Consider the following 13,830-nt stretch of genomic DNA (forward strand, 5'->3'; position numbering starts at 1 on the left):
CGCTGACCTTCAACAGTGATGGTGAGACCGTTGGACCTGCCCGGGTGATGCGGGGGCGACAGGCTGGCAGAAGACAGAGCAAGGTCACACACGGACCCGCGACTCCATCCCGTCCATGACCAAGACGCCACGTTCAGGCTGTCCAGCTCACCAAATTCGGCGATAAACCACCTTGCCGGTGACAGATTACGCGCAGTGGCGAACTGGACTTCGAGCGCGCGCTTGTCCCGAATGATTTTTTGAGGCGGGATTTCTGTTTGTTTATCCTCCGATGAGAGATTTTTTGAATTCTGTGGTCGGTTTCATGGAGATAATTCTCCGAAGCCTATCATACATAAAATGTAAATTCCTTGTTCGATCAATTGCTTTGCGTCACCATGAGCCCAGTTGGGACGACGAAAGCTCTGTCATAAACTGACGGCTGCTATGGGCTGTGCAGGCTCATCGAGAGTCAGCATCGGATGGCGCGCTGAAGCCTCGTCAGCCTGTCAGGTCTTCGTGCGGGCAAGCCTGTTTTCCCGTCGTGCTTATTGAGACGCGGGACGGCTGACCCGTGAACAGTCTTGAGAGGATGCTGTAGTGGTGCTCTCCCATGCCCCCGGCTCGCTGGTCGGCCTCGATCGTTTCGCCGCACCGACCGATTTCCCGGAGAGCCCGCTGTCGAAAGTGTTGCGCGAGCAGCCGATCCTGCTCGGCCTCTTTCTTCCGATCCAGGCCGGCGGCTGGACGAACTCGACGCTGGAACGCTCGACGGACTGGCGCTTCGACTACAATCGCGACCTCGTCCTGCGTGCCGAGGAACTCGGCTTCGATCTCGTCTTCGCCTTGAGCCAATGGCTGCCGAAGGGCGGTTATGGCGGCGTCTTCAACGGGCAGGCGCTGGACAGCTTCACCACCATCGCCGCGCTCGTCGCGCTGACGAAGCGCATCCTGCTGATCTCGACGATGCATGTCCTCTACGGACCCTGGCACCCGCTGCATCTCGCCAAGTTCGGGGCGACGCTCGACCATATCTCCAAGGGCCGCTGGGGCATCAACGTCGTGACCGGCCACCGCGCGGTGGAGCACGCGATGTTCGGCTGGGACCGGATCGAGCACGATCGCCGCTACGAACTGGCCGCCGAGTTCGTCGAGGTGCTGCAGCGCCTCTGGCAGGACGAGGAGAATTTTTCGTTCGAAGGCCAGTCGAGCTGGCGGATGCGGGGCGGCTACGTGTCCCCGAAGCCGCATTACGGCCGGCCCATCCTGGTCAACGCCACGGGCTCGGACGCCGGAATCGCCTTTGCCGGGCGCTATTCCGACATCGTCTTCATCACGAGCCCGGCGGGCTCGGACATCCAGTCCACGCTGGAGGCGTTGCCTGCCCATACGGACAAGGTGAAGCGCAGCGCCCGCGAAGTCGGGCGGGCGGTGCGGACCCTGATCAACCCGCTGGTCATCGCCCGGCCCACCGAGAAGGAAGCCTGGGACCTCGCGGACCGGATCGTCGCCCATGCCGACACGCGTAGCCCGAAGGGCTTCAGGAGCTTCGAGAGCGACGCCCATGCCTGGACGGGGCGGGAGGGCCGCACCGATCCTTACGGGCAGATCGGCGGCAACATCTATCTCGTCGGCACGCCCGAGCAGATCGTCGAGCAATTCGTGGGGCTGAGGAAAGCCGGCATCGACGGGCTTCAACTCAGCTTCTTCGACTTCAAGGAGGATCTCGAGATCTTCGGCTCCGAGGTGCTCCCGCTGATGAAGCAGGCGGGCCTGCGCAACTGATGAGCCCCTCGGCGTCCAAGAAAGGCCGCTGCAGCCAGTGGTCCTGAAGTTCGGGATATCCTTCTAAGCCACGCGCCGAGAGGACGGTTTATCGTAATAATCGCGGAAATTAAAAATTCATTTCGTTGACATGGGATCGCTAAACGGACAATCTTGCGTGATGAAACATATAGTTATTAGACTATGTGATTGGAATTGTTGCGGCAATCATCTCACATCTGGCGAGTTGTAGCACATCGGTATGCCATAAAGATCTTTGGTCGTTGCCAATGTCGCAATTTCAAATCTTGGGATCCAGAGTCTTGCCCGTGAGAGCGCGCATTTCTTCTTGCCAACCAAGTTCCTCCGGCAGCGAGAGCTGCGGCCCGATCCCAGATGCGCCTGTCGGTGCCAGACCCGGTGGCCGGGTGAGCCCCCTCTAAACAATCGAGGATCGTCGCATGGCCAATGGAGAACTCGGCCTGCAGGGCATCGCCAAGACCTTTAGGGTCGACGGGCGCCTGCTTCCAGCGCTCGACGGCATCGACCTCACGGTCACGCCCGGCGAGTTCATCACCATCGTGGGCGCGAGCGGCTGCGGGAAATCCACGCTGCTGCGCATCCTAGCGGGGCTCGAGACCGACCATGCCGGCGCGGCGGTCCATGACGGCAAGACGATCCGGGGGCCGAGCCTCGCGCGGGGGCTCGTCTTCCAGGAGCCGCGGCTGTTCCCCTGGCTCACGGTCGAGGCGAACGTGGCGCTCGGGCTCGAGAATGCGGGGCTGAGCCGCGACGCGAAGCGCGCGGCCGTCAGCGAGCACATCGCCCTGGTCGGCCTCACCGGCTTCGAGAACGCCTATCCCCGCCAGTTGTCGGGGGGCATGGCGCAACGCGCCGCCATCGCCCGCGGTCTCGTGAACCGTCCGGGCGTCCTCCTGCTCGACGAGCCCTTCGGGGCGCTGGACGCCTTCACCCGGGCCCATCTCCAGGAGGAGCTCCAGGGCATCGTCGCCCGCGAGGGCATCACGGCGGTGCTTGTGACGCACGATGTGGACGAAGCCGTCTACCTCGGCGACCGCGTCGTCGTGATGGCGCCCAGGCCCGGGCGGATCACCCGCATCGTCGCTGTGGACGAGCCGCGGCCGCGCAGCCGGACGGAAGCGGCCCTCCTGCACAAGCGGGAGGCGGTGCTCGCCGCGCTCGATTCCGGCAGCTGGGGGCGGCCGGAGCCCCGCCGGCTCGATGCGCCGGATGAGCCCCTGCGTCAGCCGGCCGCCGCGATCGCCCTCCAGGGCGCGGCCTGAACCGCAATCCCGAACGGCAGGCGACCGCACCATGCCCCAAGACCGCCAGATGAAGCTCGGCGCCTTCCTGATGACGGACGGCCACCACGTCGCGGCGTGGCGCCACCCGAAGGTGCGCCCCGACGCCTCCGTGAGCCTCGACCACTTCCTCAACCTGGCGAAGCGCGCGGAGGCGGCGAAGTTCGACGCCCTCTTCCTGGCGGATTCGAACGGTGTGCGCGAGCGCGGGCTCCAGGCCCTGAGCCACAATTCGCGGGCCGCGAGCTTCGAACCGCTGACGCTTCTCTCGGCCCTCGCCACCGTGACAGAGCGGATCGGCCTCAACCTCGACAAGCATTACGCCCGTGCGGACCGCTACGCCCGGGCCCGCGAGTTCGTCGCGGTGACGACCGGGCTCTGGAACACCTGGGAGGACGACGCCTTCCTGCGCGACCAGGACAGCGGCCTGTTCTTCGACCCGCAGAAGCATCACGTGCTCGACCATCGGGGCCGCTACTTCAAGGTGCGCGGTCCGCTCAACGTGCCGCGCTCGCCGCAGGGCCACCCCGTGATCGTCCAGGCCGGCTCCTCGGCGGCTGGCGTCGACCTCGCGGCCGAGACCGCGGAGGCCGTGTTCACGGCCCAGCAGACCCTGGCCGACGCGCAAGCCTTCTACGCCGACCTCAAGGGCCGGGCGGAGACTTACGGGCGCGACCCCGACCACATCAAGATCATGCCGGGGATCTTCCCGGTCGTGGGGCGGACGGAGGCGGAGGCGCAGGAGACGTTCGAAGCGCTGCAAGCGCGGATCCACCCGGTCGTGGGGCTGGCGCTGCTGTCCTCGACGCTCGGCGGCTTCGACCTGACCGGCTATCCCCTCGACGGGCCTCTTCCGGAACTGCCGGAGACCAACGGTCCGAAGAGCCGGCAGAAGCTCCTGATCGACCTCGCCCGGCGCGAGAACCTGACGATCCGCGAGCTCTACCTGCAGATCGCCGGCGCGCGCGGCCATTGGCAGCTCGTCGGCACCGCCGAGCAGATCGTCGATCGGCTGGAGGAACGCTTCCGGAAGGGCGGCGCCGACGGCTTCAACGTGATGGCGCCCTTCCTGCCGGGCGGCCTCGAGGATTTCATCGCCCTCGTGATCCCCGAGCTGCGCCGTCGCGGCCTGTTCCGGACCGACTATGAGGGCCGAACCCTGCGCGAGAATCTCGGGCTGCCGTTCCCGGCCCATCGGGCGCGGACGGCGGCCCCGCTCCAGGCGGCGGAGTGACGGCGATGCCGCGAATGCTTCGTCGGATCGTGGCGCTGGCGCTCGGCGTTGCAGCGCTGCTGGGCTCGGTACAGGTCTCCGTCGCCGCCGAGCGGGTGACGATCCGCATCGGCTATGCCGGCCCCGCCGCGGAAGGCGGCCGCTTCGTGAGCGGCCCGGTCGGGGTGATCGCGAGCGAGCGCTACATCGAGCGGGCGTTCGCGGACGATCCGGCGGTCACGGTCGAATGGTCCTTCTTCAAGGGGGCCGGGCCGGCTGTGAACGAGGCCCTGGCCTCCGGCCAGCTCGACTTCGCCTTCATGGGCGACCTGCCATCCCTCACGGCGCGCGCGGCCGGCCTGCAGACGCGGATCCTCATGGCCACGAGCCCACGCGACAACCTCTACCTCGTCGCGCGCCCGGATTCCGGCATCGCCGCGATCGGCGACGTTCGGGGCCGGCGCGTCGCGCAGTTCCGGGGCACCTCGACCCACCTGACGACGGACCGCGCCCTCTCGCAGCACGGGATCGACGCGCGGGACATCCGCTTCTTCAATATGGACGACGCCACCGCCCTCGCGGCAATCGCCTCGGGCGACGTGGACGCCGCCTTCGGCAAGTCGATCCTGCTGCGGCTGGTGGAGCAGGGGCTCGCCAAAGTCGCCTTCAGCACGAAGGGCGATCCCGCGACGACCGCGAGCAACCATCTGCTCGTCGCGGCCGCGTTTGAAGCCGCGCATCCCGATTGGGTGGCGAAGGTGGTCCGCGGCACGTTGAAGGCCCTGGCCTGGTCGTCACGCGAGGAGAACCGAGAGGCGGTCTTCGCCATCTGGGCGAAGTCGGGGACCCCCATCGACGTGTTCCGGGCGGATTACGAGGGGCAGGCGCTGGCCTATCGCCTGTCGCCGCTCATCGACGACCTCCTGGTCGCGAGCTACCGCTACAAGGCCGCGCAGGTGAAGGCGCTGGGCCTGGTGCGCCGGCCGGTCGACGTCACCGGCTGGTTCGAGCCGAAATACCTCGACGCCGCCCTCAAGGATCTCGGCCTGGAGAAGGCCTGGATCCGCTACGCCGCCGACGGAAAACCCCTCGGCAATTCCTGATCCCGACGCACCTCCCTCCGCAAGGATTCCGACGTGATCGCAGCACGATCCTTATGGCGCGTCATCCGCACCGCGCTCCTCGCCTCCCTCGCGCTCGCTTTCCCCTCGCTGGCGCACGCCGAACCCTTGACGATCCGGATCGGCTTCGCCTCGATCGGCGTCGACAACCGCCCTTTCGCGGGCGGGGACACGCTCGCGGTCGCCCATGCCGAGGGTTACGTGCAGCGCGCCCTCCAGGCCGATCCGGACGTCAAGGTCGAGTGGTCCTTCTTCAAGGGCGCCGGCCCGGCCGTGAACGAGGCGATCGCCAACGGTCAGCTCGACTTCGCCCTCCAGGGTGACCTGCCCTCGATCATCGGTCGGGCGAGTGGACTGAAAACCAAGATCCTCGCGGCGACCGGCGCCCATGCGCCGACCTACCTCGCCGTCGCGGACGGGTCGAGCATCAAGGGCGTGACGGATCTGCGCGGCCGCAAGGTCTCGATCTTCCGCGGCACCAACAACCACCTCGCCGTGGTCAAGATCCTCGCCGCGAACGGGCTGACCGAGCGCGATCTCCAGGTCCTCAACATGGATACGGCCACGACCAACGCGGCGCTGGCGAGCCGCGACATCGAGGCCGCCTTCGGCAACTTTCCCCTGATCTCGCTCGCCGAGCAGAAGAAGGCCGCGATCGTCTACTCTACCAAGGGTAACGATCGCGGCCTGGAGCGGCAATGTGCGTTGCTGGTCACGGAGGCGTTCGAACGTGCCCATCCCGATCTCGTCGCCAAGGTCGTGAAGGCTCTCGTGGAGGCCGCACGCTGGTCGTCGGATGAGGCGAATCGAGACGCGTTGATCGCGGTGTGGGCGAAGTCCGGCACGCCGGCTTCCGTATTCCGCTACGACTTGGCCGAGCAGGAACTGCGCTACCGCAATTCGCCGATCGTCGATCCATTCTTCGTCGAGCAATACCGGGTGCAGGCCAGGCAGGCCAAGGCGTTCGGCCTGATCCGGCGGGACGTCGACGTCACCGGATGGTTCGAGCCGCGCTACGTCGATCAGGCGGTGCGGGAACTCGGTCTCGAACACTACTGGGAGCGCTTCGGACCGGACGGCAAGCCGCTGGGCTCGTGAGAAGAGGCGCCCCGATGAGCCTCCTCGCCTTCGCGCCGCCCAGGTCGGGCGATTTCACCGCGGCGCTCCGCGTTCGAGTGCGGCACGCGGCGATCGGCCTTCTCGTGCCGCTCACCCTCGTGCTCGTCTGGGCGCTCGCCTCGGCCCGGGGCTGGTTGCCCGAACAGGTCCTGCCCGCGCCGAGCTACGTCTGGCAGAATCTGCGCGACATGGCCGCGAGCGGCGAACTCGCGCAGCATGCGGGGATCAGCGCAATCAGGGTCGCGGCGGGCTTCGCGGTGGGAGCGGGCCTCGGCCTGCTGCTCGGGATCGCCATTGGGCTGTCGCGCCCGGTCGAGGATTACGTCAGGCCGCTGTTCACCGCCGTGGCGCAGGTGCCCACGATCGGCTGGATCCCGCTCCTGATGCTGTTCCTCGGCATCGGCGAGACCCTGAAGATCGTCGTCATCGCCAAGGCGGCGTTCTTCCCGATGGTGGTCAATACCGCCGCCGGCATCCGGAACATCCCGGTGAGCTACAAGGAGGTGGCCGCAGTGCTTCGCCTCACGCGGTGGCAATCCCTGCGCCGGCTGATCCTCCCGGGCGCGTTGCCGTCGATCTTCACGGGCGTGCGCTACAGCCTGACCAAGGCCTGGACGGCCCTCGTCGCGGTGGAGTTGCTCGCCTCGTCCGAGGGGCTTGGCTACCTGCTGGTCTGGAGCCGACAAATGTTCTGGCTCGACACGATGCTGGCCGCGATGCTGGTCATCGGCCTCGTCGGCTACGTGATGGACGCGATGCTGGCCGCCGCGGAAGCGCGGCTCCAGGCATGGCGGATCGACGCTTAGAGCCGTTCCCGATCGCGTTGCAATCGGGAACGGCTCTCAGTCATTGATTTCACGCGCTTGCTTGCGCCGAACCGGTATCCCCTTCGGCGGCGAGTGCTCGAGCGAGATCGCCATGTCCCGTACGACTGCGACCCGGATCCGACGCGGCCTCACGCTCCCCGTGCTGCTCCTCCTCGTCTGGGAGGCTGCGAGCCATGGCGGGCTGGTCGATCCGCGCTTCCTGCCGCCCCTCGAACGCCTCGCCGACACGGCGTGGCGCGAGGCGACGGAGGGCCGCCTGCTCGGCGATCTGGCCGCAAGCCTCGCGCGCGACCTCGTGGGCTTCGCCATCGGCACAGTGCTCGGGCTCGGATTCGGTACGCTGCTGGGCGTCTCCCGCGGCGCCGAGCGGCTGCTCGGCCCGATCTTCCACGCCGCCAAGCAGGTGGCGGTCCTTGCCTGGATCCCGATCATCTCGGTCTGGTTCGGCTTCGCCGAGACCGCGAAGATCGTCTTCGTCGCCCTCGCAGCCTTCATCCCGGTCGCCTTGAACACCCATGAGGGCGTGCGCAGCGCCTCGGTCCAGCTCGTCGAGGTCGGACGCGCACTGCGCTTCTCGCGCTGGCAGATCGTGCGGCGCATCTTCCTGCCCTCGGCCGCCCCCGCGATCCTGACCGGCGTTCATCTGGCCCTGATCTACGCGTGGCTCGCCACGGTGGCGGCCGAATATTTCATGACGGTAGGCCCCGGCATCGGCGGTCTCATCATCGCGGGTCGGGAGCGCTTCCAGATGGATCTCGTGATGCTCGGCGTCGTGATCCTGGGCTGCGTCGGCTTCGCGCTCAACCAGGGCGCCGCTGCGATCGAGACGCGCGTGCTGCGCTGGCGGGGGGCCTAGAGACGCGGCCCAGCGAGACGGTTGAGGCTTCGCTGCATCGCTTGTTGCAAGAGGTGCGCAGGCTCAGGTCGAGGCCAAGCCGATTGGGGCCGCATCCCTCCGCGTGCCGCCCAATTCCGCGAGCGCGGCCCGGAATCGGGCTGCCGGATGGGTGTCCGGCAGCAGGCGATCCCGGCCGAAAACCTTCTCGCGCAGCGTACCTGCCCCGTAATCCGTCTTGTAGAGGCCCCGGCGCTGGAGTTCCGGCACGACGAGATCGGCGAAGTCGCTGTAGCCTTCGGTGGTCACGGCGTAGCTCAGGTTGAAGCCGTCGATGTCGGTCGCGTCCATCCAGCCTTGCAGCGCGTCCGCGACCTGGGCCGGCGTGCCGATCACCACCGGCCCGCGTCCGCCGATGGTGTTGTGGGTGACGACCTCGCGGATGGTCCAGACCTTCTCGGCCCCCGCGAACGAATCGATCAGCGACGTGACCGCGTTGTCCTTCTTCTTGGTCGGGAAAGGATCGTCGAGCGCGTAGCGCGAGAGGTCGATGCCGCTCCAGCCCGACAGCAGGGCGAGCGAGCCTTCGAGGTCGATGTAGCGCTGGTAGTCGCGATACTTGGCGTGCGCCGCGGCCTCCGTCTCGTCCACGATGACGGTGACGAGCGAGAAGAACTTGATGTCGTTCGGATCCCGGCCGAGCCCGGCCGCCCGGGCACGGGTGTCGGCGACGTTCCTGGCGACGTTCGCCTGCGACGGATCGCTCAGGAAGACGGCCTCGGCATGGCGTGCGGCGAAGTCTTTGCCGCGATGCGAGGTGCCCGCCTGGAACAGGAAGGGGGTGCGCTGCGGCGAGGGGTCGACGATGTTGACGCCCTCGAACTGGAAGTGCTCGCCGCGATGGACGACCTTGCGGATCCGGGCCGGGTCGGCGAACACCCCGCTCGCCCGGTCGGCGACGAGGGCGTCGTCGGCCCAGCTGCCTTCCCAGAGAGCGTAGACGGCGTCCAGGAACTCGTCGGCGATGTCGTAGCGCAGATCGTGCGCCTTGACGCCGGTACGGCCAACCGCCCGTGCGCCCGCATCCGAGAAGTTCGTCACGATGTTCCAGGCGACGCGCCCCTTCGTGAGGTGGTCGAGCGTGGAGAAGCGCCGCGCGAAGATGTAGGGCGCCTCGTAGGAGACCGAGCCGGTGATGCCGAAGCCGAGATGCTCGGTGACCAGCGCCATGGCCGAGACGAGGAGCGTGGGATCGTGCTTGGGCAGTTGCACCGCGCGCCGGAGCGAGGCGTCGGCGTTGCCCTGGTAGATGTCGTGGATGCTGATGCTGTCGGCGATGAAGAGCGCGTCGAACTTCCCCCGCTCCAGGATGCGGGCGACATCCGTCCAATAGTCCAAGGTCGAGAATTCCAGCGAGCGGTCGCGGGGATGGCGCCAGAGCCCAGGCGAGAGGTGGACGGGGCTATGGATGGCGAAGCCGTTGACGCGGATTTCCTTGGTCACGGACCTATCCTCGCGATCGGGGGTGTGTTGCCGGGTCAGCGGAAGGCGCCGGGCGTCGGGTAGTCGCCGGTCAGGAACCAGGTCCCGACGGTGCGGGTCTTGTATTCGGCCGGGTTGTGGAGCGTGTGGATGCGGACGTTGCGCCAGAACCGGTCGAAGCCGTTGGCATTCGTCGCGGAGCGCGCGCCCATTACCTCGAAGATCTGGCTCGTGACTTCCAGGGCGATGGTACCGGCATAGACGTTGGCGGCGGCGATCCGGATCGCCGCCCGTCCACGCTCCGCTTCGGTCAGGTCGCGCCCGCGCGCCGCGGCTTCGTCGAGCGCCGCGGCCGCGTCGTCGGCCAGCTGCGTCGCGGCCTGGGTCTTGATGTAGAGGTCGCCGTAGACGCGCTTGATCCAGGGATCGTCGACATGGCGCTCCACTCCGGAGTCGATCCACGGGCGCGATGTCTCAACGGTATAGTCGCGCGCGGCGAGCAGCGCCCCCTGCGCGCTGCCGACGAAGACGTTCAGGAGGACGCTCTGCTGCTGGAATGGCGTCAGCGTCTGGTAGGGCTCGGCCGTTTCCACCCGAAAGCGGAAGACCTCGTCGTGGTGAACCTGCACGTTCGTGTAGGTGACGCGCCCGCTCCCGGTCTGGCGCTGGCCGATCCCGTCCCAGTCGTCCTCGACGCGGATGCCCGCGCGGTCGGCCGGGATGGCTGCGAAGTGGCGCAGGTTCGTGTCGCGATCCTCCCAGGCCACGTGCAGGTAATCGGCGATGTGGGAGCCCGAGGTGAACGGCCGGTAGCCGTCGAGCACGTAGCCGTCCGCGACCGGCTGGCCGAAGAGGCTCTTGGAAAAGCTGTTCGCCGTATTGCCCCAGAACCAGTTGCCCGCCGCGGAGCGCCGATAGATGTCGGCGGCCTGCTCCGCGGTCCCGCGCAGATGGGCGGCCTGGAGGGCGCTGAAGTGATAGCCGAAGAGGTGGCCGAGCGAGCCGTCCACCTTGGCGAACTCCCGGACGATCTTGAGCACCGTCGACCATCGCTCGCCCTGGCCGCCATGCGCCTTCGGGATGAGGAGGGTGAGGAGCCCGCTCTCCTTGAGCAGGCGCAGCTGCGCGGTCGGGCGGCCACCGGCCTTGTCGCGCGCGACCGCGTCCTCTGCGAAGCGCTGCCGCAATGCCGCGGCCGAGGCGAAAGAGGGGTTGGATGGGTCGAGTTCGAAAGGCATGGCCGGGAGGGGGTGAGATGGCGCTCAGGCGTTGATCCACACGTCGGCGATCATGGCCGTAGGGGCCAGGGTCACCAGCACCGGCGGCTCGGGCTGGATGATCGTGGTCAGGATGCCCCCGCGCCGAGGGCGAGGCCCCGGCCGAAGCCGCGGCGAGACATCAGGATCATGCGATCGAAGGACGGAGATACGCCCGATCACACATCGGGCCGCACTATCTTAGGAGCCTGAACCCACGCGGCACAATTCTCTTCTTTGCTGGAAAAAACGAATCCTTGGCTCCATTTGCGTGTAAATCCAGCAAGAACATTCTTGTTGACTTGGGATGTCGACCTTTGAATGCTTGGCTTCATGGTTGCGCTCGAACCAAGATCCTCCATCCGCCGCAACCATCTTCACTGTTTGAAAGGACTTTCGGTCATGCGGCCCGGTTTCTCGTGCGGTGTCGAAGGCACGCGTACGCGCCCGATGACCCTGAAATGTCTTCCGGCGGCGCGCGGTCCGAACGTCGCCGACCTCATCGCTCGGCGCGAGGGGATCCGGTGACCGAGCGGTGTCTCCCCGCGGGCCCGCGCCCGGCACGTCGTCATGTCCTCGCAGGTCTCTCGGCTCTGCTCGCCGTCCCAACCGCTGCATCCGCGCAGACATCGGCATCGGCGAAGAAGACGCTGCGCGTCGGCTTCGCTCCGGGACCCTACCTCGACGCGTTCAAGCTCGGCGTCGAGCCGCAGCTGAGGCAGCAGGGCTACGATATTCGCACCCTGCAGTTCAGCACGGGGTTGGAAGTGAATTCCGCCGTCGCCACGAACGAGATCGACGCGAACGTGATGCAGCACAGCGTCTATCTGAACGCCTACAACGATCGCAACGGCACGGACCTCGCGGGAATCGTGCAGGTCCCGACCCCGCCGATGGGCCTCTACGCGCGCAAGCACAAATCGGCCTCCGAGGTGCGGCCGGGGGCGACGGTGGCCGTGCCCAACGATCCGGTGAACCTGGAGCGGGCGCTGAAGATCCTGCGCGACCTCGGGTGGATCGAGCTGAAGCCCGCGGCGAACCCGGTCGACGTGACCGAGCTCGATGTCGTGAAGAACCCGAGCGGGATCAGGCTCACGCTGCTTGAGAGCGCGCAGGCCCCGCGCGCCCTCGACGATGTCGACTTCGCCGCGATCCAGGGGAACTTCGCGATCGACAGCGGGCTCAAGCTGACCGAGGCGATCGCGCTCGAGAAGATGACCGCGCCCTATCTCAACGTCGTGGCGGTGAGACAGGGCAACGTCGAGTCCCCGTGGGCGCGCGACATCGTTGCGGCCTACCGGGCCCCCTTCTTCCGCGACGCGATCAAGGGCAACCGCACCTATGACGGCTTCGCGCTGCCCGACTATTTCGCCTCCTGACGCCGCGGCCGCGACAGTCCGCCTGATGCCGACACAATCGCGATCAGGTCGATCGTTCTGCGATCGACCGCGACGGCAGAAGAGCGGATCGACACGACCTCTTAAATGGAACGAACATTCTATGGACGGGAAAAGCTTTTCTTTGTCTTATGCGATGGATTGAATCTCGGTTCGGCTTCAGCCCCATGTCGCGCAGACACTTGCATCTGAACGTGAACATCCTGCATGCCGGCTTCTTCGCGTCGGCGTGGCGGTTGCCGGAGAGCCGGCCGAGCGCCTTCACCGAGATCGCGCATTACGTGAAAACGGCGCAGATCGCCGAGCGCGGCAAGCTCGATGCGGTCTTCCTGGCCGATACGCCGTCGCTCGCCGAACGCCCGGACCTGCGGTCGTTCCTCTCCCTCGAACCGACGATCGTGCTCGCGTCCATCGCGGCGGCCACCGAGCACATCGGACTGATCGCGACGGCCTCGACGACCTACAACGAACCCTACAACGTGGCCCGCCGCTTCGCGACGCTGGACCATGCCAGCGGCGGCCGGGCGGGCTGGAACGTCGTCACCACGGCTGACGCCCAGGCCTCCGCCAATTTCGGCCTGGAGGCGGTGCCCGATCACGCCACGCGCTACGCCCGGGCCCAGGAATTCACCGAAATCGTGCGGCTCCTCTGGGACAGCTGGGACGACGACGCGCTCGTCGGCGACAAGGCGGCCGCCCGCCTGATCGACCCCGCGCGTCTCCATGCCATCGACTATCACGGGCGGCACCTGTCGGTCGCCGGTCCGCTCAACCTGCCGCGCTCGCCGCAGGGGCGGCCGGTCCTCGTCCAGGCGGGCGGATCGGATGACGGGCGCGACCTCGCGGCGCGCTTCGCGGAGGTCGTGTTCAGCGTCGGCCAAACGCCGGAGGAGTCGCGCGCCTACGCGGACGATCTGCGCCGCCGCGCGGCCCGCTACGGACGAGCGCCGGACACGCTGGTCGTCCTGCCGGGTCTGGCCACGGTGATCGGCTCGACGGAGGCCGAGGCGAAGCGGCGCCGGGAGGAGCTGACCGACCTCATCCCCATCGCCTACGGCCTGTCCCGCCTCGGCGCGACGCTCGGGGTCGACCTGACGCACTACGACCTGGATGCGCCGCTGCCGGAAATCGCGATCCCGGCGAACGGCAGCACGACCTTCGCCCAGGCGATCCTCGCGCATGCGCGGCGTGACGGCCTGACCCTGCGCCAGCTCATAGGCTCGCTCGGCGGCGGCACGGGCCACCGCATCGTCGTGGGCACGCCCGAGCAGATCGCCGACGACATCGAGCACTGGTTCCGCGCCGGCGCGGCGGACGGCTTCAACCTGATGCCGGACGTGCTCCCGACCGGTCTCGAGACCTTCGTCGATACCGTGGTGCCGATCCTGCAGCAGCGCGGTCTGTTCCGCCGCGCCTACGACGGCGTCACCCTGCGCGACCATCTCGGCCTTGATCGGCCCGCAAACCACTTCGCGACGGACGCGCCGCAGCGCCTGTCCGCCTGATCCAGCCGGA

At 67.4% G+C, this 13,830-nt stretch carries 11 protein-coding genes; 9 read left to right on the top strand and 2 right to left on the bottom strand.

Annotated features, from left to right (window positions below):
- Positions 1 to 579: 579 nt before the first annotated feature.
- The 7 genes from MKL20_RS30895 (at position 580) to MKL20_RS30925 (ending at position 8,201) form a co-directional block, all read left to right on the top strand.
- The gene (locus MKL20_RS30895; RefSeq protein WP_244039881.1) at positions 580 to 1,764 is read left to right on the top strand and encodes an LLM class flavin-dependent oxidoreductase; all 1,185 of its coding nucleotides are present in this window, start codon (positions 580 to 582) and stop codon (positions 1,762 to 1,764) included.
- A 440-nt stretch (positions 1,765 to 2,204) separates the two neighbouring features.
- Positions 2,205 to 3,047 (top strand): ABC transporter ATP-binding protein, encoded by an 843-nt coding sequence (locus MKL20_RS30900; protein WP_244039882.1) that lies wholly within the window; start codon positions 2,205 to 2,207, stop codon positions 3,045 to 3,047.
- A gap of 31 nt (positions 3,048 to 3,078) precedes the next feature.
- A complete protein-coding gene (locus MKL20_RS30905) occupies positions 3,079 to 4,299 on the top strand; it encodes an LLM class flavin-dependent oxidoreductase (RefSeq protein WP_244039883.1) in 1,221 nt (406 codons plus the stop codon).
- A gap of 5 nt (positions 4,300 to 4,304) precedes the next feature.
- Positions 4,305 to 5,381, top strand: a complete 1,077-nt coding sequence (locus MKL20_RS30910; protein WP_244039884.1) for an ABC transporter substrate-binding protein — start codon at positions 4,305 to 4,307, stop codon at positions 5,379 to 5,381.
- 33 nt (positions 5,382 to 5,414) lie between these two features.
- Positions 5,415 to 6,497, top strand: a complete 1,083-nt coding sequence (locus MKL20_RS30915) for an ABC transporter substrate-binding protein (protein ID WP_244039885.1) — start codon at positions 5,415 to 5,417, stop codon at positions 6,495 to 6,497.
- Between the two features lie 14 nt (positions 6,498 to 6,511).
- The gene (locus tag MKL20_RS30920; protein WP_244039886.1) at positions 6,512 to 7,324 is read left to right on the top strand and encodes an ABC transporter permease; all 813 of its coding nucleotides are present in this window, start codon (positions 6,512 to 6,514) and stop codon (positions 7,322 to 7,324) included.
- Positions 7,325 to 7,436: 112 nt separating this feature from the next.
- Entirely contained in the window at positions 7,437 to 8,201 is a 765-nt protein-coding gene (locus MKL20_RS30925) for an ABC transporter permease (protein ID WP_244039887.1), read from the top strand.
- 63 nt (positions 8,202 to 8,264) lie between these two features.
- Here MKL20_RS30925 and MKL20_RS30930 read toward each other — a convergent pair whose 3' ends face one another.
- Together MKL20_RS30930 and MKL20_RS30935 are read right to left on the bottom strand one after the other, a co-directional pair.
- On the bottom strand, positions 8,265 to 9,683 hold the full coding sequence (locus MKL20_RS30930; protein WP_244039888.1) for an LLM class flavin-dependent oxidoreductase: 1,419 nt from the start codon (positions 9,681 to 9,683) through the stop codon (positions 8,265 to 8,267).
- A 35-nt stretch (positions 9,684 to 9,718) separates the two neighbouring features.
- Positions 9,719 to 10,900, bottom strand: a complete 1,182-nt coding sequence (locus MKL20_RS30935; RefSeq protein ID WP_244039889.1) for an acyl-CoA dehydrogenase family protein — start codon at positions 10,898 to 10,900, stop codon at positions 9,719 to 9,721.
- 611 nt (positions 10,901 to 11,511) lie between these two features.
- Between MKL20_RS30935 and MKL20_RS30940 the strand changes: the two genes are divergently transcribed.
- Together MKL20_RS30940 and MKL20_RS30945 are read left to right on the top strand one after the other, a co-directional pair.
- Entirely contained in the window at positions 11,512 to 12,297 is a 786-nt protein-coding gene (locus MKL20_RS30940) for a MetQ/NlpA family ABC transporter substrate-binding protein (protein WP_244039924.1), read from the top strand.
- 185 nt (positions 12,298 to 12,482) lie between these two features.
- Complete coding sequence (locus MKL20_RS30945; protein WP_244039890.1) at positions 12,483 to 13,820, top strand: LLM class flavin-dependent oxidoreductase; 1,338 nt, start codon at positions 12,483 to 12,485, stop codon at positions 13,818 to 13,820.
- Positions 13,821 to 13,830: the final 10 nt, after the last annotated feature.

The sequence above is a fragment of the Methylobacterium sp. E-066 genome (assembly GCF_022829635.1).
Taxonomy (GTDB): Bacteria; Pseudomonadota; Alphaproteobacteria; order Rhizobiales; family Beijerinckiaceae; genus Methylobacterium.

Bases quoted from the DNA above. Each gene is read 5' to 3' on its own strand.
- MKL20_RS30900 (WP_244039882.1), top strand. From the start codon at position 2,205: ATGGCCAATGGAGAACTCGGCCTGCAGGGCATCGCCAAGACCTTTAGG.
- MKL20_RS30905 (WP_244039883.1), top strand. From the start codon at position 3,079: ATGCCCCAAGACCGCCAGATGAAGCTCGGCGCCTTCCTGATGACGGAC.
- MKL20_RS30910 (WP_244039884.1), top strand. From the start codon at position 4,305: ATGCCGCGAATGCTTCGTCGGATCGTGGCGCTGGCGCTCGGCGTTGCA.
- MKL20_RS30920 (WP_244039886.1), top strand. From the start codon at position 6,512: ATGAGCCTCCTCGCCTTCGCGCCGCCCAGGTCGGGCGATTTCACCGCG.
- MKL20_RS30925 (WP_244039887.1), top strand. From the start codon at position 7,437: ATGTCCCGTACGACTGCGACCCGGATCCGACGCGGCCTCACGCTCCCC.
- MKL20_RS30935 (WP_244039889.1), bottom strand. From the start codon at position 10,900: ATGCCTTTCGAACTCGACCCATCCAACCCCTCTTTCGCCTCGGCCGCG.
- MKL20_RS30945 (WP_244039890.1), top strand. From the start codon at position 12,483: ATGTCGCGCAGACACTTGCATCTGAACGTGAACATCCTGCATGCCGGC.